The 22,117-nt window shown below is 35.0% G+C and carries 27 protein-coding genes and 2 pseudogenes; 9 read left to right on the forward strand and 20 right to left on the reverse strand.

The genetic code is table 11. The features are described 5' to 3' along the window. Window positions 1–93 precede the first annotated feature (93 nt). The 3 genes from JIN86_RS03250 to JIN86_RS23735 form a co-directional block, all read right to left on the reverse strand. Window positions 94–1,293 carry a DHH family phosphoesterase gene (locus tag JIN86_RS03250; RefSeq protein ID WP_004227017.1) on the reverse strand — a complete coding sequence of 400 codons (1,200 nt, stop codon included), beginning with the start codon at window positions 1,291–1,293 and terminating at the stop codon, window positions 94–96. 306 nt (window positions 1,294–1,599) lie between these two features. Then, on the reverse strand, window positions 1,600–1,827 hold the full coding sequence (locus JIN86_RS03255; RefSeq protein ID WP_009373817.1) for a hypothetical protein: 228 nt from the start codon (window positions 1,825–1,827) through the stop codon (window positions 1,600–1,602). A 38-nt stretch (window positions 1,828–1,865) separates the two neighbouring features. After that, window positions 1,866–1,997: a hypothetical protein gene (locus tag JIN86_RS23735; protein ID WP_255538182.1), complete on the reverse strand. Its 132-nt coding sequence runs from the start codon at window positions 1,995–1,997 to the stop codon at window positions 1,866–1,868. Between the two features lie 531 nt (window positions 1,998–2,528). Here JIN86_RS23735 and JIN86_RS23430 point away from each other — a divergent pair. From JIN86_RS23430 to JIN86_RS03275, 4 genes are all read left to right on the forward strand, one after another. Next, window positions 2,529–3,281, forward strand: a complete 753-nt coding sequence (locus tag JIN86_RS23430) for a hypothetical protein (protein WP_237497107.1) — start codon at window positions 2,529–2,531, stop codon at window positions 3,279–3,281. Window positions 3,282–3,518: 237 nt separating this feature from the next. Next, window positions 3,519–3,794, forward strand: a complete 276-nt coding sequence (locus JIN86_RS03265) for a flavin-dependent monooxygenase (protein WP_202341253.1) — start codon at window positions 3,519–3,521, stop codon at window positions 3,792–3,794. A gap of 337 nt (window positions 3,795–4,131) precedes the next feature. Further along, the gene (locus tag JIN86_RS03270; protein WP_202341254.1) at window positions 4,132–5,775 is read left to right on the forward strand and encodes a pyridoxal phosphate-dependent decarboxylase family protein; all 1,644 of its coding nucleotides are present in this window, start codon (window positions 4,132–4,134) and stop codon (window positions 5,773–5,775) included. Then, entirely contained in the window at window positions 5,759–7,456 is a 1,698-nt protein-coding gene (locus JIN86_RS03275; protein WP_202341255.1) for a methyl-accepting chemotaxis protein, read from the forward strand. Before JIN86_RS03270 ends, JIN86_RS03275 begins: the two co-directional genes overlap by 17 nt. Window positions 7,457–7,534: 78 nt before the next feature. Here the strand turns inward: JIN86_RS03275 and JIN86_RS03280 are convergent, their stop codons facing one another. The 8 genes from JIN86_RS03280 to JIN86_RS23440 all read right to left on the reverse strand — a co-directional run bounded on the left by JIN86_RS03280 (window position 7,535) and on the right by JIN86_RS23440 (window position 12,757). Further along, window positions 7,535–7,963, reverse strand: coding sequence for a GatB/YqeY domain-containing protein (locus tag JIN86_RS03280; protein ID WP_202341256.1), 429 nt, complete (start codon window positions 7,961–7,963; stop codon window positions 7,535–7,537). Between the two features lie 53 nt (window positions 7,964–8,016). Continuing rightward, complete coding sequence (locus JIN86_RS03285) at window positions 8,017–9,036, reverse strand: DUF1835 domain-containing protein (protein WP_202341257.1); 1,020 nt, start codon at window positions 9,034–9,036, stop codon at window positions 8,017–8,019. A gap of 300 nt (window positions 9,037–9,336) precedes the next feature. Next, window positions 9,337–10,326 carry a zinc-dependent alcohol dehydrogenase family protein gene (locus JIN86_RS03290; RefSeq protein WP_202341258.1) on the reverse strand — a complete coding sequence of 330 codons (990 nt, stop codon included), beginning with the start codon at window positions 10,324–10,326 and terminating at the stop codon, window positions 9,337–9,339. Window positions 10,327–10,344: 18 nt separating this feature from the next. After that, window positions 10,345–10,755: a GNAT family N-acetyltransferase gene (locus JIN86_RS03295; protein WP_004226988.1), complete on the reverse strand. Its 411-nt coding sequence runs from the start codon at window positions 10,753–10,755 to the stop codon at window positions 10,345–10,347. A 69-nt stretch (window positions 10,756–10,824) separates the two neighbouring features. Next, window positions 10,825–11,508, reverse strand: a complete 684-nt coding sequence (locus JIN86_RS03300) for a VOC family protein (RefSeq protein ID WP_004226985.1) — start codon at window positions 11,506–11,508, stop codon at window positions 10,825–10,827. Window positions 11,509–11,594: 86 nt separating this feature from the next. After that, window positions 11,595–11,933: a cupin domain-containing protein gene (locus tag JIN86_RS03305; RefSeq protein WP_004226984.1), complete on the reverse strand. Its 339-nt coding sequence runs from the start codon at window positions 11,931–11,933 to the stop codon at window positions 11,595–11,597. A 72-nt stretch (window positions 11,934–12,005) separates the two neighbouring features. Further along, window positions 12,006–12,326 (reverse strand): hypothetical protein, encoded by a 321-nt coding sequence (locus JIN86_RS23435; RefSeq protein ID WP_237497108.1) that lies wholly within the window; start codon window positions 12,324–12,326, stop codon window positions 12,006–12,008. Continuing rightward, complete coding sequence (locus JIN86_RS23440; RefSeq protein WP_237497109.1) at window positions 12,308–12,757, reverse strand: SMI1/KNR4 family protein; 450 nt, start codon at window positions 12,755–12,757, stop codon at window positions 12,308–12,310. Before JIN86_RS23440 ends, JIN86_RS23435 begins: the two co-directional genes overlap by 19 nt. A 149-nt stretch (window positions 12,758–12,906) precedes the next feature. On the opposite strand from JIN86_RS23440, the gene JIN86_RS03315 reads away from it, so the two are divergent. From JIN86_RS03315 to JIN86_RS23740, 3 genes are all read left to right on the forward strand, one after another. After that, window positions 12,907–13,242 (forward strand): hypothetical protein, encoded by a 336-nt coding sequence (locus JIN86_RS03315; RefSeq protein WP_004226979.1) that lies wholly within the window; start codon window positions 12,907–12,909, stop codon window positions 13,240–13,242. 13 nt (window positions 13,243–13,255) lie between these two features. After that, complete coding sequence (locus tag JIN86_RS03320) at window positions 13,256–13,801, forward strand: GNAT family N-acetyltransferase (RefSeq protein ID WP_237497110.1); 546 nt, start codon at window positions 13,256–13,258, stop codon at window positions 13,799–13,801. A gap of 357 nt (window positions 13,802–14,158) precedes the next feature. Continuing rightward, on the forward strand, window positions 14,159–14,293 hold the full coding sequence (locus JIN86_RS23740) for a hypothetical protein (protein WP_004226973.1): 135 nt from the start codon (window positions 14,159–14,161) through the stop codon (window positions 14,291–14,293). Window positions 14,294–14,426: 133 nt separating this feature from the next. On the opposite strand, the gene JIN86_RS03325 is transcribed toward JIN86_RS23740, so the two are convergent. The 6 genes and pseudogenes from JIN86_RS03325 to JIN86_RS03350 all read right to left on the reverse strand — a co-directional run bounded on the left by JIN86_RS03325 (window position 14,427) and on the right by JIN86_RS03350 (window position 18,522). Further along, window positions 14,427–15,296 (reverse strand): GH25 family lysozyme, encoded by an 870-nt coding sequence (locus tag JIN86_RS03325; RefSeq protein WP_202341259.1) that lies wholly within the window; start codon window positions 15,294–15,296, stop codon window positions 14,427–14,429. Window positions 15,297–15,520: 224 nt separating this feature from the next. Continuing rightward, window positions 15,521–15,910 (reverse strand): tautomerase family protein, encoded by a 390-nt coding sequence (locus tag JIN86_RS03330; protein WP_004226969.1) that lies wholly within the window; start codon window positions 15,908–15,910, stop codon window positions 15,521–15,523. Between the two features lie 398 nt (window positions 15,911–16,308). Continuing rightward, window positions 16,309–16,548, reverse strand: coding sequence for a hypothetical protein (locus JIN86_RS03335; protein WP_009373799.1), 240 nt, complete (start codon window positions 16,546–16,548; stop codon window positions 16,309–16,311). Window positions 16,549–17,150: 602 nt separating this feature from the next. Next, a complete protein-coding gene (locus JIN86_RS03340) occupies window positions 17,151–17,432 on the reverse strand; it encodes a hypothetical protein (RefSeq protein ID WP_202341260.1) in 282 nt (93 codons plus the stop codon). A 19-nt stretch (window positions 17,433–17,451) separates the two neighbouring features. Then, window positions 17,452–17,556 (reverse strand): annotated as a pseudogene (locus JIN86_RS23925) (polymorphic toxin type 50 domain-containing protein); the annotation flags it as partial. Window positions 17,557–17,805: 249 nt separating this feature from the next. Further along, the gene (locus JIN86_RS03350; protein ID WP_202341261.1) at window positions 17,806–18,522 is read right to left on the reverse strand and encodes a hypothetical protein; all 717 of its coding nucleotides are present in this window, start codon (window positions 18,520–18,522) and stop codon (window positions 17,806–17,808) included. 303 nt (window positions 18,523–18,825) lie between these two features. Between JIN86_RS03350 and JIN86_RS03355 the strand changes: the two genes are divergently transcribed. Then, on the forward strand, window positions 18,826–19,029 hold the full coding sequence (locus JIN86_RS03355) for a hypothetical protein (protein WP_202341262.1): 204 nt from the start codon (window positions 18,826–18,828) through the stop codon (window positions 19,027–19,029). A gap of 261 nt (window positions 19,030–19,290) precedes the next feature. Here the strand turns inward: JIN86_RS03355 and JIN86_RS03360 are convergent, their stop codons facing one another. Continuing rightward, window positions 19,291–19,632 (reverse strand): DUF2834 domain-containing protein, encoded by a 342-nt coding sequence (locus JIN86_RS03360; protein WP_004226958.1) that lies wholly within the window; start codon window positions 19,630–19,632, stop codon window positions 19,291–19,293. 314 nt (window positions 19,633–19,946) lie between these two features. Next, a complete protein-coding gene (locus tag JIN86_RS03365; RefSeq protein WP_202341263.1) occupies window positions 19,947–20,087 on the reverse strand; it encodes a hypothetical protein in 141 nt (46 codons plus the stop codon). Window positions 20,088–20,148: 61 nt separating this feature from the next. Here JIN86_RS03365 and JIN86_RS23445 point away from each other — a divergent pair. Next, window positions 20,149–21,407, forward strand: a pseudogene (locus tag JIN86_RS23445) (IS3 family transposase); the annotation flags it as partial. Between the two features lie 73 nt (window positions 21,408–21,480). Here the strand turns inward: JIN86_RS23445 and JIN86_RS03385 are convergent. Then, entirely contained in the window at window positions 21,481–21,906 is a 426-nt protein-coding gene (locus JIN86_RS03385; RefSeq protein WP_202341266.1) for a hypothetical protein, read from the reverse strand. Window positions 21,907–22,117 lie beyond the last annotated feature (211 nt).

Here is a 22,117-nt window from a genome sequence, read left to right on the forward strand (position 1 = left end):
CATTTTTTATAAAAATCATTATGATTCATTGTAGTGCTCAATCATGCATTATATAACCTTCTATGTTGAAGATTCATTATGTATAAAAGGATATTACACCCCTTTATGTAGATGACGAACTTTATTGACTTCATGCATTAAATAGTCCACAAAGAGATCATCTCTTACTAGCCATGCTTGATTATTTCGCTTTAAAAACCACTCTGCTTCATTAAAGCCCGCAAAGGATTGTGTCAGTGGCATGTTATTTTTTTCAATTATCCAATCAACCTCATCGTTTGAATAGAGCATAAACATTTCATCTTGCTGATTTTTATAGAAAGTCCCAAACGTAGACCCTTTTATGTTATAACGATTTCTTTTTGCATCCTCTGGAATAGGCTCTATATGGAATGTTGCCACTACATACTGCTTGTAAGCTTCCACCGTTAATGAGCAGCCAGCAGCCTTTTGATGTCCACCTCCACCATATTTGGCGGCAATAGCTGACACATCAATATGATCATGAATTGTTCGAAAGGATATCTTTTTACTGCCCATATTGATCATCGCAATATAATCAAGATGCGGATTTTCCTTTCCCAATTCATTACCAAGCTCAGAAAGATAGGATTCTGCATAGACAACCCCAGCATAGTATTCACCCAAAGTGGTTTGAATAAGCTCCCGTTTCTTACGTCGAATGTAACGCTCTGTTTTTTCTTCTTCCATGCTTAAAATTTTCTTTTCAAAATCATCGAAGTCAAAGTGATCACTTGTTTTTAAACGCTCGAGCATTTTCTCTTCAAACTCTTCAATCGACACTAAAAAAAAGAGTGCATTTAATCTTTGCGCTTGTAAATTGCCGTTCTTTTCCCATTCCCATGTATCGTATTGTCTTACTAACTCTACAAATTCAGAAATGGCTTCTGTTTTTTCTAATAGTCCATGGATAACGAGGTATTGATAATATAAAGATGTAGCTGACGTTAAAAAGCCTTGCTCATCCTCAATTAATACCTTTCCCCACTCATATTGATTGAAATGAAGTGCTGTCTTATGATGATCCAACAATTGCACATTACCGGTCGCCTGATAATAATCATGAATCCTTTTTTCATTCTCTTCATTTGGAGAAAGGTCAGTAATAAACAAAAATGTTTTCTGTTGATCATTCTCCAAAAAGAATTCGATTTCGCGATCAAGTGCTGTAATGGAATTGTAGCGTATTTTCACCTTATCGTTAAAAGCAAGCTTGGCTAAAATCCCACACCCTACTCCGTCTAGATCATTATGTGATAATAATTTATACATGTTCTCACCTCCACTGTAGTATGGTTATTTTTTCAGTATTCAAACAGATAATGACGTTCAATACGTAACAACATTGATATTGTTTTCCAGATAACATACATTAAAATCATACATCTTAAGGGTGAAAGAGAGGACACAGTGAATGAAAAGGAAACTAGTTTATAGTGGAATCGGATTTATCTGATCTTTGCATTAGCATTTTCAGCTTATTTAATAAGTCTAATGTAATGTAAGTTAAGGATTAATTCATCTACCTGTTCCGTTGTTACAACGAATTTTTCTCCCAATGTACCTCCACTCCCCCTTTTAAAATTCTCCTTCATCTGATTCACCCATTATGATTACATCCAATTGGAATTGGTCATATTGGCTTCTTGTCATAAGGAACTCAGATATATAATTTTTATTCTTTTTTATTTCTTTAAACTTATCTTCCGCTTCTTTTTTAGAATTAAAAGATAATAGAGGCTCTCTATCTGTGTCCAAATCAATATAGGTAATTACATATTCTTCATCATTAGAAGGTGTTTTCACATAAAGCCCTCCCTTTACCCTTAATGGTTTTTAACTACTTATGATTTGAAGCGGTAAGCCGTATCATGATGTTTAGAAAAATAATCAAGCATTTGACTATGACTAATATTTTCGAACACTTCTTCTTTTCCATCTTTTTCTTCTTGGATAACCACTTGATAAGACCTCACAACCTCACCAAACACTTCATTTTATTCAATAATATTACATCTACTATTAAAAAAATTTAGTTGCTTGGAACACATTTAAAAGTTATACATAAGCTTTACTAACTTATCGAAATCCTTATCATCAAATGTTACAAATTCTTTTTCTAATATCGAAAGTGCTTGTTGTACCGCTTCATCTTCGTTAATATCTAATGTTACACCTATTTAGTAGAACAGAATATACTTCGTAGTATAAAAGAAAATAAAACAATTGGTATATTTATGGTAATTATATATTTTCAATGTTAGAATTTTCTATGAATGGTTTTTGTATATCAACCGTTCCCGAAATATCAGAAAAGAATGGGGGTCTTAAATGAAAAAATCAGTCCTACTTAGAGTATTGGCATTTATAGCCGTATTGCTTATCCTTTTTTCAGATGGGATACAAACCTATGATTTTCTTATCCTATTGTTTGCTGTTTTCTTTATAGGTACCCCGTGGTACAAATTTTTCAAAAAAAGTAAATTTAAATTTAGGAAGGTTAGTAAATGAAGAAAAAATTAATCTTTTTTGTAATGGTTATGTTTTTAGCATTTCAACCCCTATCTGTAAATTTAGGTGCTTTAGCTAAAGAAAAAAATGAAACTACTGACACTACTGATTGTAATAGTTGCTCACAACAAGCACCTTTGCAAATTGAAAAGAATGGTTTCCTTAATGACTCAGTAGTTGTAAATGAAGTGAAACAGGATTTAGATATTGCAGAGAATTTCACACATAGTGAATACAGTAGAGAAGACTTTTATTGGCAAAATACTGAGTATATGGATTACGGTAAAAATAAAGATGGATTAATGATTCCTTATAAAAAGAACAATGAAAGTTTTGATATACGATTACTGACTACTTATGATAAAACGACTGGTGAAGTTGGTGAATTTATCATAATGAAATCAACTCTAGATGTAGAGAATAATGAAATCAATGTTACTTATGCAACATTGAATAACGAAGACATGCTTGGTATGACTATTGAAGCAAGTACAAATAAAGTAATTGATAAACAAGTATATTTCGATGAAAACTCAGAAGTTTCCCTTTTATCAACTAACAGTGCTAAAGCAGGTTATTGGAGTGATTCATGGGAATGCTTAAAAAACTATTGGTATGATGCACCTGAACTGACAAAACAAATATGTAGTGCTGCGTGTGCGTCAGTAATATTTGGTGGAAATGTTGTAGGTGCTGTCGCTTGTGCTAGTTGTTTAGGTTCTCATGTTATGGTATGTCTAATCCATTAATAGTTAATTAAAAATCCCCTTCTATGGACGTTTAAAACGTACTTAGAGGGGATTTTTATATAGAGGACTTACTGGAAGTCACCCCATATGGTACTATATTATTCCGCATGTTCTTTCATTAATTTATCAAGTGCTTTACCATAAGCATCTTTGTTTTCCTTACTTAGCTCATAAAGTGCGCTACTTCATCATCGTACCGTTTTTATTGGGGATGCTGCGCATGCTGTTACACCCAACATGGGGCAAGGGGCATGTCAAGCAATCGAAGATGCCCGAATATTAGCAGAATATCTTAATAAGTATGAAAATATCACTCAAGCATTTGCCAATTGCAATGCCCATCGAAAAGAAAAAATAAATACAATCTCTAAGCAATCATGGAATATTGGCAAAATGGCTCAGATGAATAATCGTTTTTTAATTAGCCTAAGAAATAAGTTATTACAATTAACACCTCCAGTAATGATTCAAAAACAAGCACATCATGTCTATAATTTTGAAACCACAAAATAAACCAACTATAACAAAACGCTTAAAATCTGCATTTTCTTTGTGCAGATTTTTTCTTTTAACTAGGCAAATAGATAAAAAGTAATAGCGCTTAAAGTTTTTCTTATAATAATATTATCATCCTTTTTCATCTCAAGATATTTCTTTAAGAATTAAGCCGCAGTAAGATAGTTAGAATTTGTAAATAAAACTTAGATTTTTCAGAAATGTCTATAAATATTTTTTCAGTAAAATAAAATCACCATCTCTGCTAAAATATGCTATTATACTTTTAGTATAATGTCCTATTTTTATTAAAGTAAAAATAGAGGAAATATGAACTATAAAAAGGATGATGAATATGCAGAATATCCAACAATTATTCCAGAGCGAAGATGGAAATATCCAACAAAGAGAGAATTTTTTGTCCCTATTAGAGAAAATTGTTTCCTCATTAGATGAATTAAAGAACCCAAATAAGACAACTCTTGGTCCAATGAAAGAGCGATCGGCTAATTTTTATCAAGAGCTTATGCAAGAGCATCAAGTGCCAACAACTGGGATTGGACTAGATCAAGTTGTACAAGAATTGACACATTTAATGCAAGGACACCCTTATCATACACGTAACTTTGTAACAAATGTTTTACCAATGGCAAGTATTCCTGGAGTGTTAGGACAGTTTACAAATGCGCTATTAAATGGCAATAATTTATGGGATGTTTATGGCCCTGCTGCTGCTGAGTGTGAGGTTAAAGTAGTAGCAATGATGTCTAAATTAGTGGGCTATGACTATACAAAAAGTTTTGGCTATACAACGTGGGGTGGACAAGGTGCTGTTTTCAGTGGACTTCGTCTTGCCATTGCAAAACAATTCCCTCAAGCAAAAGAAGATGGTGTTCCTACTAATTTATATTGCTTTGCTTCAGAGAATGCCCATTACAGTCTTTTAAAATCAGTAGAAGCAGTGGGTATCGGCAGTAAACATTTAGTGCGGGTAAAAGCGGGTAAAGATCATTCGATGGATGTGGAAGACTTACGTGCACGTATGACAGAAGTCATCGAAAATGGCGGTATTCCTGTTTATGTAGTAGCGACAACAGGTGCTACTGATCAATTTGGCATTGATGATGTCCAAGCCATCAAAGAAGTCACAACAACCCTTGAGAAGAAATACAACTTACAACCAGTACATATTCATGCTGATTCGGCTTTAGGTGGTTTTTATGCCTTCTTCAATGATTATGATTATAATAAAAATCCACTCCAATTCGAGGCAGAGGTTTTACAAGGATTAGCACAAATCCATGAACGTATGCAGCATTTATCCATTGCGGATAGCCTATGCTTTGACTTCCAAAAGCTTGGTCAAACTCCTTATTTAACTAGTCTATTCTTAATTAAGGAAGGTAAAAGTTTACAGCTACTAGATATGGAGGACTTTGATACGCCATATGTAGGCAATCGTGGTTATGGCTCTTATCATACTGGCTATACATTAGAATGCTCTCGTATGGGTAGCTCCATTGCAATTTTTGCTGCATTGCAGGCATTCGGTAAGGAAGGCTATCAACAACTATTAGCTAATTATGTACGTGTGAACTTAGCATTCCGTGCTCAATTAGCTGAAAAAACACCAATGCTACAGGTGGTTAATGAATCCAATATTGGGCCAGTCACAGCGTTCCGTTTATATCCAGACGGCATGAATTGGCAAGCTGAACAAGCTGGTCACTATACACAAGACCAAATAGAACACATAAACGGTATCAATGCTTCATTCTTTGAAATTATTGGAGAAGGTCGAGACGAAGTATTTTTTGGTGACACAACGCGCGTTTGCACGGTTAGTACTAGGGATACCACACAGCAAGTACCAGTTGCAGCGGCAAAGTTTTTCTCTATCTCACCTTATACAGAGACAGAACATATCTCTAATATGATTCATTTCTTACAGCAAAAGCTTAAAGTACTGGAGGCGTCACACATTGCGTATCGTCACTAAATTTAAGAGTTCTTTACTCTACAAATATATTGCCAGTTTCACCATTCCAATAGCGATTATTTCCTTGCTCTTTAGTATTGTGTTATTTGCCGTTTCTTACCGCATTATCGACAATTTTGTTATTAAACAATTTGAATCTACTTTAGAGATTACATCGACCACGATTTTTGAAGATATTGAGAAAAATGATGTAAAAGCAGCGGATAATGGTAGCCCTGACAAATACAAAAAGCTTTTGGATCAATTAAATGCAACGGTTAAAAAATATGATGTAGAAAACGCCTATGTCCTTTCTAAAGCAAACGGTAAGGAGCATATTGTCGCTCTAAGTAATACCGACAATCATCAGCAAGATTATGTATTTAGTGAAGAAATGCATGAAGCCGTAGCATCTGGCAACACACAAACAAGCGATATTTACAAGGATGAGTATGGTATCCATAAATCCATTTTTATCCCATTTAAAGATACAGATATTATTTTCGGTTTAGATATGGATGCTTCCTTCATTTCTAAGCTACAAACGGAGACACTTTGGATTTGTATTATTTTAACGATTGTCTTTGTAATTTTTGGTATAATCGTTGCTTACTTTATTAGTGTGGGCATTACGAAGCCAATTAAAAAAATGACGCGCTATGTTGGTCAAGTTGCACAGGGTGATTTAGCTGTCGAACCACTTCAAATAAAAGGTTCCAATGAAATCGCCCAACTTTCATCAGGCATTGAAAACATGACGGAAGATTTGCGTTCGTTAATTACACAAATCGCTCAAAATGCTGAACAAGTGGCCGCAATGTCAGAGGAATTAACAGCAAGCTCCGAACAGACAAGTGCATCCATTCAGCAAATTACCTCTTCTATGCAAGAGGTGGCAGCGGGTTCAGAAAAGCAAACCTCTTCGATAGAAGAAGTGGATAGTCATATTACAACCATCTCTAACAAAATGTCAGAGGTAGTGACAAGTGTAACCGATGTTACAGATAAGGCATTCCAAGCATCTGCTATATCAGAAAAGGGCAACACTACCATACAAGATGCTACTGAAAAAATGGCCGTAACATCTCAGGCTATTCAAGAGTCAGCAGTGGTAGTAGAACGTTTAAGCACATATACAAATGAAATTGGGGATATTGTGACATTGATTACCCAAATTACGGATCAAACGAATTTGCTTGCATTAAATGCTTCGATTGAGGCAGCGCGTGCAGGTGAACACGGTAAAGGCTTTGCTGTTGTGGCGGAGGAAGTCCGTAAATTAGCCGATCAATCTTTAGAGGCTACTAACAGTATCCGTACACGTATTGAAACGATTAAAGAGGAATCTGCACAAGCTGTCAAATCAATGGCTATCAGTAGCAGTAATCTTGCCGAAAGCTCAGCAACATTCAATGCATCTGGCGAGGCATTTGCTGATATCTATGCCCACGTTACAGCACTTACAAAGGAAATGGACCATGTCAATAACGTGATGTCCAATATCAATGAAGGTGTTAGCAGTATCGCTAGTTCCGTTGAACAAGTGGGAGTTGTAGCTGTACAAGCTTCAGGCAATATTCAAAACGTAGCAGCTGCCTCTGAGGAGCAATCCGCAAGTATCGAAGAAATAACAGCTTCCTCTAATAACTTAGCTGAAATGGCTCAACAGCTCCGCAATATCATTCAAAAATTCCAGTTATAAAATATAAGAAATCCGCTATGCCCATTTTCGGCATAGCGGATTCTTCTTTCCAAACTCTCCTACCAGAATGGTAAAGGTTTAGGCAATAATACTTTTCACAACTTTTGAAATAACGGCACCTTCAGCCTGACCTGTCAGCAATGGTTTTGCAATTTTCATGGCTTCTCCCATGTTCATTCCTTTTCCAACACCCGCTGCCACTAATTTGTCTGCAATTTCTTCTTCTGATAATTGCTTTGGTAAAAAGGATTTCAAAAGTGTCAATTTGGCTTCCTCTTTTTCAATTAGGTCTTCTCGCCCAGCCGTTTGTGCTCCTTCTAAAGCCTGATTTGTTTGTTTGACCTCTCGATTAATAATAGCCATTTCTTCCTCAGCTGTTAAAGCCTCTCCCTTTTCTTTTTCAGCTGAATCTAATGCTGATTTTAAAAGAGATAATACACCCTTCGCTAATGTATCTTTTTCTCTCATTGCCGTTTTTAATTGTTCAAATACTTCTGTTTTTAACAATGACCTCACTCCTTCTAACCGTCTATATCAAAAAAATTATATCATAAAAATCATCAAGGTTTATAGTTCGTTGCGTCTGCTAACTTTACTTTATAGTGTAATATTCCCTTTAACTCGCCTTCATAAGTAAAAATGCCTTGCTGAATTAATTGGCGTAGACGATAGTCAATCCATTCAACCTCTCTCAATTCTTCCATATGCCCCAGCACCTCTCCAATTAACCTAGCGGCCACTTGGTAATGAGTTTCCTCTTGTTCTTCCTGTAAACGTTTAGCACAGGCAATGATCAAGTCATCCTCTCTATCTTCATTATTATTGCCCCAGAGTTCATGATATTTCCATGTATGTATGCAATCGTAATCATCCATTAACAGATTTAGCCCTTCTTTGCATAGGAAGTGCCTCAATGCTTCTTTTAATGGCCTTCCTTGGAAGTGTTCATAAAAGTAAAGTAAATCCTCTGTTCTGACCTCTCCAGTCGATCTTGGATAATGATCCTCTGCTAACTGTGGTAAAGTATATAACTCATGAAATAACTGAAAAGTATCTAATACATAGATAGCATTTGTTTTCTGTTCGAGTATCGCCAAAACGAGTCGAAGTCCTATTTGCTCATGAGCATTTTGACAAGTCCAAATCATTATAGCCTGATGAGGGGGGATATTTTTAATTTTCTCTATTGCTTCCTTCATCTCCCGCTCACATATAATCAATCCATCGTCTTCTATTGTATAGCGCTGTTCCAACCATTGATAACGTGATTCAATCCCGTCCCATGTATGTACATTTTTCAAAGGACCAACAGAAAAATTACCTGGCACAACAATGATTTCCTCGGACTTAGCATAGTCAGGATTACGAAAGGCTGCTTTCAAGTTCCCCCCAGGTGAATGACCGAATACAATATGCACTGTTTGTACCTTTAAAGGATCCCGCTCCTCAGCTTGCTGTAATAAAAACTGTAACATGCTGTCTCTTGATTGTTCATTTATTAAAGTTAAAAGAAGCATCGACTTCGCATCAGCTTCACTCAATCGTTGTATTGACTGTTTTAGTTGGTTGATTTTCTCCATCATCTGTACTCCTTTATTTAAAAACACCTAACCTTATCATACCTCTTTATTACCTCAAATTACTAATTTAGTTAGTTTTATAAAATGATAGGTTATTACTATTGCTAGTGAGTTCTTTAATCTGGGCGGAGGTTCACTTACTTTGAGCGGCTTTCTTACTCTTTGGAGCGGGGGCTCACTTCTGTTGACTATTTGTAGCCGGCCAATGTATGAACTATTTTCTTCAGAGCTAAAAACACTCATTTTCCTATAAAAAAACATACTACCCGTAGTAGCCCAACTACGACGGTAGTATGTTACTTAATCAACATTCGTTAAAAATATCTTTCCTTTTTTAGTTCCCTCAACAGCATAAATTGCCTTATGGATATCCAATAATGGAAAATGAGCATGTACATTCATCATTTTTAAGGAGCCATCCTGTACAAGGTGTATAAGTTGTTGCATCGTTTGTTGCCATTTTTCAATTGACGTCTGACGTTGCCAATGGCGTAAATGAAACATCTTCGCTTGTACCTTTGCTTCCTTCACAATATATGTCCAATTTACCTGAATACCCGATAAAAGACCAATAGCTAAAAAAATACCCTCGGGCTTTACGCAGAAGGCAAGCTGATTGCCTGCCTCTCCACCAATCGAATCAATTGCTGCATCTGCTCCCTTACCATTTGTTAATGCCATAACCGTTTCGTAAAGTGGCATTTGAGAGGTATCAATGACAAAAGCTGCCCCAAGTTGCAGTAATTCTTCAGTATGCTGATTACTTCGTGTCACAGCAATAAGTTGATAGCCTAGCAATTTCGCAAGTTGAGCATAGAGATGTCCAATGGCAGAACCACAAGCATTTACTAATAAGACATCGTTTGATTGTAAATTAAGTACCTCTGAGCATGTTACGAAGGCTGTAATTGGATTAATATACATTTGTGCTGCTGTAAAATCATCCATAGTTTCAGGAATAGTCACTGTAAAATCTACTTGCGTTTTCACTATTTCCTGCCAAGTTCCCTCTCCCCGTAACGGCAATACGCGCTGACCAATAATCTTCGGTGAAACAAGCGGTCCAACAGCTTCTATTATTCCTACTCCCTCATAGCCAGGTATAGTTGGTAAAGTGATTCTATGAGCATATTTCCCCCATATTGGGATTAAATCTGAGGGATTAATCGGTCTGGCTAGCATACGAACAAGAATTTCTTGACCTTGAGGAGGCTCGATTGTTTTATTCTCTAGCCTTATTACCTCTTGCGGATTTCCAAATTCATAGATTTTTAGGCATTTTACTTTCAACGATTCTAGCTCCTTTATTCATTCCGTATAAAACAACATCATACCAGGAGCATCTATTTCACGTTCCTTAAATCCAAGCTTCTGATAGAAAGGTTGTTTACCTTTAGCACAAAATAATTGAACCCATTTTATATTTTCTTTTTGACATTGCTCTAAAAGAGCATCCATCACCATTGTGCCAACACCTTTTCGTTGATAATCAGGGTGCACCATCACATCACAGATAAATGTTTGATAGATACCATCAGAGATAATACGTCCATAACCAATTAGATTTTCTTTTTCATATATAGATGTACTGAACCAGTTATTACAAATAGCCTTGTATAATTGTTCATACGTATACAGCCCTTTTGCATTCCAACCAGTTGTTTGGTGCAATGCTTTATACGAGTCTATCGTTGGATTTGTTTCTTTGATTATATACATATAACACCCTCCTTATTTTGAATAAATATACAAAATAACATATATTTAATCAACGATAAGTTTATGATGTCAAAGTTGCAGAAGCGTTAATTGACCTTCTTCATCCATATTTAATTGTAAAGCTTCATCTATTTCAATACTAATCGGGCTGATTACTGCTTTCTTATCAGAAAAATACCAAAGACGTCCACTCGGTCCTAAAAGGATATTGGCTCCGTCTTCATAGTTCCCTAGAAAATTAAGGCTATCTAGTTGAATTTCCTTGTTAGCTATAGGATTAATAGCATACTCCTTTAACTTTTCAGCAATTGTCCGAATGTCATCTGACGTTAAATTGATTTCTCCAATATGTAACACTTGCTCTACAGAAAAATTAACTTCAGCATCTTTTGGATTTATTTCCTGTCTTGCAATAAGCTCCACTATATTGCCTTCAGGATCGTAGAAATAGCATGCATATGCTTTTAAAAAATCAAAATAGACTTCATCCTGCCCCTCTGAATCCAGCAAGCCTACATGCTCATTTGCCCAAATCTTTGCCTGTTGAAATAAGTTACTAGGAATATTTAATGCAAAATGATACTGCTTTGGCATTTTAGAAGGAATCTTCTCAAATGTCATCCTGCTTTCCCCCAAGGCTATTGTAAAATAATCAGCTGTTCTTTCTAACAAAGTAAAGCCTAACAGATCAACATAAAACTGCTCCATTTTTTGCATATCATGGACATATAATTTTACCTTCGTAATCTTCATCTTTAAGCACCCCTTTACACCCCCTACTATACAAGGAGCTGATAAGAATGGCTTCATGCAAAAGAATGAAGTTTACTTTCGTATAGTTAAAGCAGCTCTCGGTCTCCCCTGCTATTTGGCTGCGATATCACGAGGAATTCAACATCTTCTTGTGAATCGTTTCGCATTTGATGTGGTACATTGGGAGGTACTTCAATTCCCTCAAGTTGCTTTAACTCAATTCTTTGGTCATTCAGTTCTATTGTAGCGGTGCCTGAAAGAACAAAGAAAAACTGCTGTGCATGATGGTGATAATGATTTACCTCAGCTGTTTGAGCAGGCATCCTCTCATGTATCACACTAAGCTCCTTATTTTGTACAAGATGCCAGCCATCACACTGTGCTCCCCATTGATAGTGTTGTGCTAATGCCTTGTTAATTTTCATTCTTACTCTTCCTTTCCTGTGAAAATTCAAATACTTTAGAGGAGGAATGTCCATGATTCTTGTTAATTTCACTCATCCAATCAATTCAGCTAAGCTAATTTTCCTTTTTTGAAAATCTGCACCGATATTCTGTAACTCAGCTTCTAACTTTAAGGCACCTGCTTCAACTCCCCTATAAATTATTAGCGGTGGCTGTTCTAAAGCCTTTCTCGCTTGTGAATAATCATAAGATAATAATTTTTTTAGCAACAATAATGTCTTTAGTTTATCTTCTCCTTCCCCAGTAATAGTTAATTCATAGTACGCTATAGAACTTTCTTCGGGCAACATTTCTTCTAAACCAGGTGGAATCAGTACACTTTCAAGGAACAAAATTAAATTGTCATAAGCCATTGAAAAATGCCAACTGCCTGTCCCATGAAGAGCGGTAAAAACCCTGTATCCCCTCTTGATAGATCCAGACAATAGGGATCGCCTTCATCTGTTGCGATGACTAAATAATCATGTGGCCAATCCACAATCACCTCTTCTGTCACCGGATTATAATTATAGCCCTCCTGCCCTGGTATTAAATCTCTTGCGCTATAGATCATTAGATTAGTATAATCACCTGTAGCCCATGTGACCCTTTCAACAACATAATGTCTCAAAAAATAAACATACTCTGCTGGCAATGACCACCCACCATCCACAAATTGGCTAATATCCTCTTCTGATTGATGAGAAAAAACCATGGGATAGGCTGACTCCCGCTCCTGAATCTCATCTATAAAATCACGCATTTGCTCTAATACTGCATCGAGTTTCTTTTCTAAATCTTTCAATGGAATTCTCTCCTTTTAATGACCAAGTGTCTTTCTTGCATTTTAACATACCCCATTATTAACCAAATAAGGGGAACATGTTATAATCATTAAAATAGACTGATAGTAGGCATAACGTAAACAAAAATAACGGATGGGAGCGATCTGTCATGCAACATATGAATGAACAGACAATACAGCCAGCCAACACGGAATTTTTGAAAGCACTTCGCTATTTAGATTATGGTAAGGTAACACAAGGGGAAGCATGTCTCAAACAAGCCACTCATTTAGCAAATCTGCTAAATGACCATATCACATTTATTCGTGCTGCCATTTGTTATGGAGAGTTGCTATGGCACGCTGAAAAATATGATGCCTCCGATCATTGGTTACAGCTGGCACTTGATCGATTGACTGTAGTACAGCAAGATTTAAATGATTTACTAGATGTGGATGTGCAACGAGCTCGATCCCTACTAAACCACCGACGACATCCATTATAAGGAGCAAGCAATCTTGAAATTACTTATTAGACGTCCAGAACAATCGGACATCCAGACGTTACACGAATTCTTTGATCTTGTCATTCGGGATACTTATAAAAAAGAAGGAATTGCAGAGCTAGTGGACGATCAACAGCATGAATGGGAAACGAAAAAACAGTACGTAGCAATGGACTTAGAAAGCCAGGGCGAAAAAAGATTTTTCTGGTTAGCTTTGAATGAAGAAACCAATGAAATAATAGGCACTATCGAATGTGGTCAAGCCAACGAAATCATCCAACAAACGATCAAAGAGAATCTATTCAATTGTCTAGAAGTCGGGACCGTTTTTGTTCATCCTGACTATCAAAATCGTGGGATTGGCACCGTGCTACTACAAAAAATGCTCCTAACGTTAGAAAATCGAAGGATTCCTAGTTTTTGTTTAGATAGTGGATATAAACAAGCGCAAATGATCTGGCAGAAGAAATTTGGACAGCCTGATATTGTCCTTGAAAACTATTGGGGAACAAATAATCACCATATGATATGGAAGCGAACACTACCATTCCGATTATAGAAGGAAAAAATGCTCTATCAGATAACACAAAATCTCTATGTAAATAACAAATCTTTAGTCAATAACATGCTTTATGCATACAATATAAAACACTTTCCAAAAGATTTACAGGGTCGTTATTAAGAAATATACTCAAGCTTCGTGGTTTAGGGTATGACAAATTACAATGAATACTCAGTGTGACTTCCACTTAGCTTTCATGCGTTACCATCTGATGAAAATCATCCTAATAAAAATTTATGGGACTCTTGATTAAGTGGGATAAAACTCTAAAAAAGACTTTGGGTCAGTATGATGCTTGGTTCGCAATAAAGAGATTATAAATGCTAATACTTATTATGTTTGGAGGGGAATGAAATGTTAAAATTCATTGATGATTTAGCTGGTGCGGTTTTCGATGTTTTTATGTTGTTTTGTTATTTCTTTGCAGGCGTAATAATTGTAGGAGTCCCCATTTTTTTACTAGCTAAGTTTTTCCTATTGTTTCATTAAATTTCAAACAGGTTGGTCCCACTTTGAAAGGAATCACTATAAACAGTGATTCCTTTTACGATTAACGAATACGCTCCATAATAGGAAAATATTTTTTGCTTGTTCTCTGGTACTTATGGGCGAGACAATGCTATTATTTAATAAATTTATCATAGAAACGTTTGAGCATCGTTGCCATCTGTTGTCTTGTGAGTGTATCTGTAGGGTTCATACACTTGCCATCTCCTCGTATAACTCCCTTTTCAATGGCCCATTCCCAATCTTCTTTATGTGTTGGTGATACCACAGCATTTGATTGTAATTCTGCTTTCCCAACTAACAACTCTTTCATTTCAGTAAGTTCCTGTTTTAGTTGCTTATTTTCTTTCTTTAATTCTTCATACTGAGACAATGATATCTCCTTCTTATTCGTATCTGTGAACCAGGATAAAGACTTAGATCCATTTAATTGGTTTAAATCTACAGTTCCTTTAATCCCTGCTACAATCCCTTTATCTGTGTACTGCCATAAGTCACAAGCAAAGTTTGGCTTTAGTCCAGGTGAACTAGAGCCACTATAGCGAGGAATCCACAAGAAATCATAATTTTTAACGGTATCCATCAGATAAGGTTTGAAAAAATGATGGCCTGTATATAGTCCGACTTTTACAGCCTTACTTTTTAAATAATCTATAAACACCTGTGTGCCTTGTACGATATTTTGGACACTAGCACCAAAGCTTTCTTCGATATCTACAACATAAAATAGTGGATTATAGTTTTTTGCTCTGTTATAGAAATCTTTTGCTTGTTCCAATGCCTCAGTACCATTTTTAAAGGTAACATAAATATAAACGCCAAAAGGTACCTTGTACTTAATACAAGCTTCTATATTTTGAATGTATTTACGGTCAATTGTGCTTGTACCATATTGAGTGCGGATTATAGCCAAATCAACATCTTTATAAGCTTCAGACCAATCAATATCTCCTTGATGATGTGAAATGTCTATGATATAACTCATTCAATTGTCCCCTCCCTAAAAAATAGTAAATAAATTGTGGATAGAAGCGAACCCATTGCTTCAAGCATTATTTAGAATCATTCATTAAAATAATAGTTATGTAGATTATTCTAGTCCTTATAGGTTCTTTATTTAGTGGTCAGATAATTGTTAAATAATAAAGAGGGAGCACTTTTCACAGAGTGTTCGTTAGTCGAATTAGCTAAAAAATTAGCGACTTTATGTCATATATTTACTTTGTAATTAAGTGCTAATTCATCCCCAGGTAACCCTCTTATTCCCCAATTATGTTTAGGCGTTTCAAAAATTGTAATTTCAACATCTTGAGGTGAAATATTTAATTGGTTATTTATGCGTTCAAATAGTAGCTTTACTAATTGTTTTTTAGCTTGAATCGTTCTACCTTCAAACATACTAATTTCTATTATTGTATAGGATTCAGTTCTTTCACTTGCAAAATAAAAATCCTCTTTGTCCATAGGAAAAAAGCGATGAAATTTCTTATCTAGTGGATATTCAAGTGCGTCTACCATACAAGAATGGATAATATTCGATAATGTTTCCTTAATGGGATTTAACCTTCCGTTAACACCATAAATTTTAATTTGTCCCAACGACCTCTCACCTTTCTTGACTTACTAATCTAAACTCAACTACCAAATACTGTTCTATAACGATATTATAAAATTCTTCAACATGACCATCAAGCTAATTCCTATGCTTGATTTCATTTAAACAATCACTCAATCTATTCATGAAACAAATATGAACTATTTAAACCAACAATCCCAAAGTAATAACTCTACTTAACTGTGACTGACAAACTAACGTTTGAAGTAGTGGGTGCCTATATACCTTAAAGCTCCAGGAAATGAAAGAGAGAGTGAGCGAAACTCAGGACATACTGTTGCTTCGTTAGTTTCTACACCTTTACATTTATATAATTGAAAAGGAAGAAACTCGAATTACCAAAAACCAGCTACTCCATTTTAAAATTAGCACCTGGTCTTTATTATTCAATTTCAAAATTGACCCAAACTTTATATCTACCCTCAATAGCACTTTCTGTATAAACTCTACACTCTTTTATAGAAGCTAATCTAAAAGCAAGTGAATAGGCTATTTTGTAATCTGGAGTATCATAGCCGTTATAAATTCTTCCATATATTTCATTTGCAATTGAATCTGCCCAGGTGTCAGCTTCATATAGAGTATCGAAAAGTATTTCTTCTCTGTTCCATTTAATAGTCATGTCATAAACTCCTACGTAGTAATAGAAATAATCTAGATAAATGTATTGTTAGGGATTTGAACTGCATATTTCAAAGCAAGTAGCTACGGATCGTTTCGTAAAATCTTTAAATTGCACTTTACAAATAATTTGATTTTTCCGAAAATTGAAGAGATTGCAATTACAAAGGGCTATTAATATAAAATTATATGAAAGTACTATAAAATTATTTCTAATATTGAGAAAAGGTGGAAGTAATATGAATTCAATAGACAAATCATTAATTTTAGCGATGGTAGTAGGGTTATACGTATATATAGCCAGTAAAAGTGAAAATAGTGTGCTTCTAAATTTTGTCACACTTTATATTATAATTTCAATAGTTTATTTATTATTTAGAAAAATTGAAAAAGAGTAGGGAAAGATAACTTAATTATAAGTAGGAGATTCGAGACCTTTGAAAAGAATCACAGTAAACTATTTAAAAAGAAAGCAAGTGATAGTAGCCAAAACAAAAATGCCCTGGTACACAATAAAATCTAGTAACTGGGCATTATTATTACTAATTACTACGTTGTGTATCATTTTTTACGACATAATTTTCTTCAATAGTTGCAAGAAAATCAGTCACTTTTAAAAATTACTTCTCCTGTTTCCTCTATCCTAATAAGTATAGGTTTATTTTCACCTGTTCCAATTTCAATATATTGACAATTAAACACATCTCTAACTAGTGCTACATGATATTCTTCATAACTACCATCGTCAAGTTCTAACCCGTTATCAGAGTCGTAGAAAGTGTCGATTTCACAAATACTAGTCTCTCCATCTTTCCACATAATTTCTAATCTCGGCTTTGATATCCCATACTCCAGCAGCTTTAAAACTGCATTATCATAAATCATTTTCCCACTTCCCCTTTTCTTAAGGTGCAGATGGAACAATATGAGCGCCTGCTTTACTATAAAGTATTATACCATTTTGAGTAGTTAAATAATGGTTCGTTTTGGAATCAAAGTAATCACCAAATTTTCTTCCGAAGGTTCCTCTCTATTTACATTTATCATATTACCTTTTCCAGCATAATTTTCAATAAGCTCGCAGAAATGCTCATTATATTTTTACTTTATGTCCTAATATGTCATGTTTATTCTCTGAACACGGTGGCATGAAGGTGGAAGAAAACATTGAAGACCACCCATAACAGAGTAGTCTTAATTGGCAAATTTCTAAACATCATTTCCATGAATAATTCAGGATTTTTATCAAATTCTTTTATTAATTTATGACTTCTTTAAAGCCTATTCGATGTATGATAAGACGATAGCCAGCGTATCCTTCTTCGTCTAGAAACTCCTCAAATTCTCCGTAGACAATTATAGGTGTATTGTTTTTATAAGCGTTCTGCATGTTTCTGATAATTTTTTCTTTCACGTCAGGGTTAGCGCTCTGAAAGTGACAATTTATAAGCTCAGAGTATTTACTTAGATAAAAAGATAGTGAGCCATCACTATGTTTTTCGAGTCCATCTGGAGGATTACCGGCTGTCCACAATAAAGTTTTACGCATTGCATAATAAGCTTTCTCCATTCCTAGTTCTGTAAGCATTACATTTATATATGTATCTTGATCCTCAAAAGTAGAGTCCAGCTCTAACGTATCAAGACGTATTTCTCCTACGTTGTCATAATTTTCAAAACTAGAATCTTCTCCGTCTAAAATGTCCGACTCTTTAAGTTCTACTACAGTTGATTGATTTTCTCCGATAGCAGTATACTCAGGTGGTGGTGTCATATACTCTGAGCCGCCTCGTTCCTCTATTCGTTCTTTCGCTGCCTCCAGGCTGTCCTCACTGAACATAGACTCTACCAGTTCTTGCGTATGAATTTCCTTTTCAACTTCGCCCATAGACTGTTCTTCTGTCTCTGAACTACACCCTGCAATAATTACAAATAAAAGTGCGACAATTGTTATAATAACGCTTCGTATTTTCATATTACATACTCCTCCCTCTAGTTCAATTTTGTTAGAACCCTTTTAATAATACCTCAAATAAAGTTTATTTGGATAACTATTTCCATTTATTATAAAAGCTCAACCTCCAAACTAGGTCTATATTTAGCCAATTATAAAAAGGTATTTAACGTTTTTTATATAGTGTTTCTTTTCTATAAAATGCATTAATATTAGACTACTCCTCAGCCTTGCTATAGGTATGATAAGGGAAAGTTTAGGATCCCTCAGGTGCTGCACCCAAAAAATTAGAGTTTAAAAATCTAATCTTTGGGGTGTTTTCATATGGCAAAATATAGCGATGAATTTAAAATAATTGATGTTATAGAATATTTAAAAGGTACTTTAGGCTATAAATTATTAGCCATTAAATTTGGTATTCCTGTCGTTTTGTTACGCCGAACGACTCAAAAACAACTCGTAATGGAGGTGACAGACGGTATTGCTAAATTTATAAATCTGTCTCAACTAAACCAGCATTGTATCTAGTTGAGAAAATACCATTGGCTGGATCATAACTTTTTTTCAACAACTTTGTTTTATAAACGTTAAAGCTACAGGTAATAGTTTTAAGCAATAGCTAGTTTTATTCCATCTATCTACTTTCGTTTTCAAATACTCCGTCCATCACACCTAAATGAATACAAAAAAACCACTCATTACGGAGTGGTCTTCTTAGGAATTATTAAGCTCTCGTTGGCCATCCATGTAACGCAAAATCAACACTACACCAAAAAAAATGTAGGATTTTTACGTTCTTACATTGGAGTATAATAACACTTCTTTCTTTATGTATGGCTCTCTGAAAAACAAAAATAACGGTAATGCCAGCGATAAACCAACTGTAAACAAAGTTAATAGACATATCCACTTTTCTTTAATGTTATACTTTCTTGACTCATTAAACATAAAGATTATAAAAACAAAGCATGAAATAAAAAAGTCAACAGCAAAGAAGGTCGATATCGAGTTTGCAAATAATAAATCTATTAATAACCCTAAATCAAATCCGTTTTCGTTCAAGAATTGCCACAAAAAATAATACGGAAATACTGTGCCGATAATCGCAAATAACAAGTACACTTTTCTCATTTAAATTAAACTTCCCCTCTCTATGATTTTAATCATACCTCATAAAAAATTAATTTAAATACATATTTCCATTCACCATTCCAGTCAATTTTCTAATGATGGTTCATCATGCACTATTGATTGTGGAAGGCTTCCTATTTCCTTTAACCAGTTATAGAAATGTGCAGGACGCTCAATAGGAGGAGGTTTTTCTATAGATGATGATTGAATAGGCTTAACTTTTAAAGCCTCTACAGTCTTGTTAAATGCTCCTACGAATACTGCTCTAAATGTACTAGTAATCGTTAATGTCGCAATATCACGGATGATATTAATTAAAAGTCCTTAGCATTCACGAAGGCACGTACATCGTTCATTTTTGTAGCTAAGATACATTTGTGAAGTTGGTCTTTCAATTCATCAACTAATGGCAATGAGTGCATGAAATCGAACTGCATCATTTGGTACTCGTTCATGTACTCCTTTTTCTTTTCAGCTTGCTAAGCTAATTTATTGCCAAGAATCATAATATTATTTAGTCATAGTGAAATAAAAGATTCAGGTGAAGGAATGAGTCAAGCTATGACCGAAAGAAGAAAGACAACTTTTGAAGAACGTATTGAGATTGTCGAGTACTGTTTGAAGCACCAGAAAAATTATCAGTTGGCAGCGCATACCTATGGTGTTTCGTATCAACAGGTATATCAATGGACGAAGAAATTTGAAACGAACGGTGAAGAGGGATTACGTGATCGTCGTGGTCGCACAAAAGATGAAGTCGAATTAACCGTTGAGGAGAAATTGAAATTAGAGATTCAACGTATTGAACGTGAAAATGAACGTTTACGTGCAGAAAATTTATTTTTAAAAAAGTTAGAGGAAATCGAAAGGAGGCATCGTTAAGCCAAATACGTCTACAGCAACGCTATTTAGCGATTCAAGAATTACATCGAGAGGAAGAACTTTCGATTCTTTTACTATGTGAAATAGCTGATGTTTCGCTTGCAGCTTACTATAGGTGGCTAAGTCGCAAGCCTTCTAACAGAGAAGTTGAAAATGAAGCCATTTTAAAGGACATTCATCTCCTTTACCAACAAGTAGATGGTATTTACGGCTATCGTCGTACAACGTTGACAATCAATCGTCAGCGAAAAGAAAATAATCAAACGATGGTTAACGAAAAGCGTATTTATCGTTTAATGCAGATGAGTGGATTGAAGTCTGTTATTCGTAGAAAGCGCAAGCCTTATCGTAAATCCCCAGCACATCATGTGGTGGAAAACGTATTAAATCGAGCATTTACATCGAAAAAGCCCAATGAAAAATGGTGTACAGATGTCACAGAGTTTAAGTATGGAAATGGGAAAAAAGCTTATTTAAGTGCAATTATCGATTTATATGATGGTTCAATTGTGAGTTATGTATTAGGTCATTCGAATAATAATTCCCTTGTTTTCAAAACAATAAAATCAGCTATTCAATCATTACAATCGGGCGAACAGCCATTAATACATAGTGATCGAGGTTTTCAATATACATCAAAGGAATTTAAGCGAATTGTGGAAACTGCCAATATGACACAGAGTATGTCCAGTATTGGTTGATGTATTGATAACGGACCAATTGAATCATTTTGGGGCACATTGAAGTGTGAGAAATATTATTTACATAAGTACGATTCATATGAAGAGTTAAAACTAGCGATTGATGATTATATTCATTTTTATAATTACTATCGTTATCAGAAAAGGTTAAGCGGCTTGAGTCCGTTAGAATTCAGGACTCAAGCCGCTTAATACATTTTTTATTATTTCCACTGTCTACTTGACGGGGTGCAGTTCACTTTCAATTGAGCGCCTGGTTTTTTTATTATTCTGCTTCTCTAACATCTCCTAGGACTTCGATATCTCCTTTACGATAAACCACAAGATCATAATAAAGAGTTTGCGAATTTGGTGTATACCAGAAATGAGATGATCTAGATGGTAAACTTCCATCTGTTCTTCCTTCGATATAACCTTTTGCTTCAAATAGTACGGTTTTTGTTCCACTCTTATAGACGCGAATCATGTATTCTCCGCCCTTATTATAAGTGTAATTTTCAGCACTCACATACCATTTCTTAGATGGATTATATGCAAACAATGCATCTATACGGAAGTATTCTTCATACCCATCTACAATAGTACTTGCACTTTCAAGCACACTTTCCTTTGCACTGGCGCTATCACTAAAAGTAATTAAACCAAATGCAAATACAAATGCCGTTAGCAAACTTAAAATTTTCTTCTTCATTTTACTTATTCTCCTTTATTTATAGCTAAAAATTCGTGAATTATTATTTCTTTTTGAAGATTACGTTACTCACTGTATGTAAGTAACATTTCTTACGTTAACTGCTATAGCATATTAAGACCTCGAGTTACTATTATCCTATCATTACCAAAAGTGGTAATTCAATTGAATATTCACGCCAATTTCTGGCGTACACACCGACAGTTTTTGA

Source organism: Lysinibacillus sp. HST-98, assembly GCF_016757845.1.
Lineage (GTDB): Bacteria > Bacillota > Bacilli > Bacillales_A > Planococcaceae > Lysinibacillus > Lysinibacillus capsici.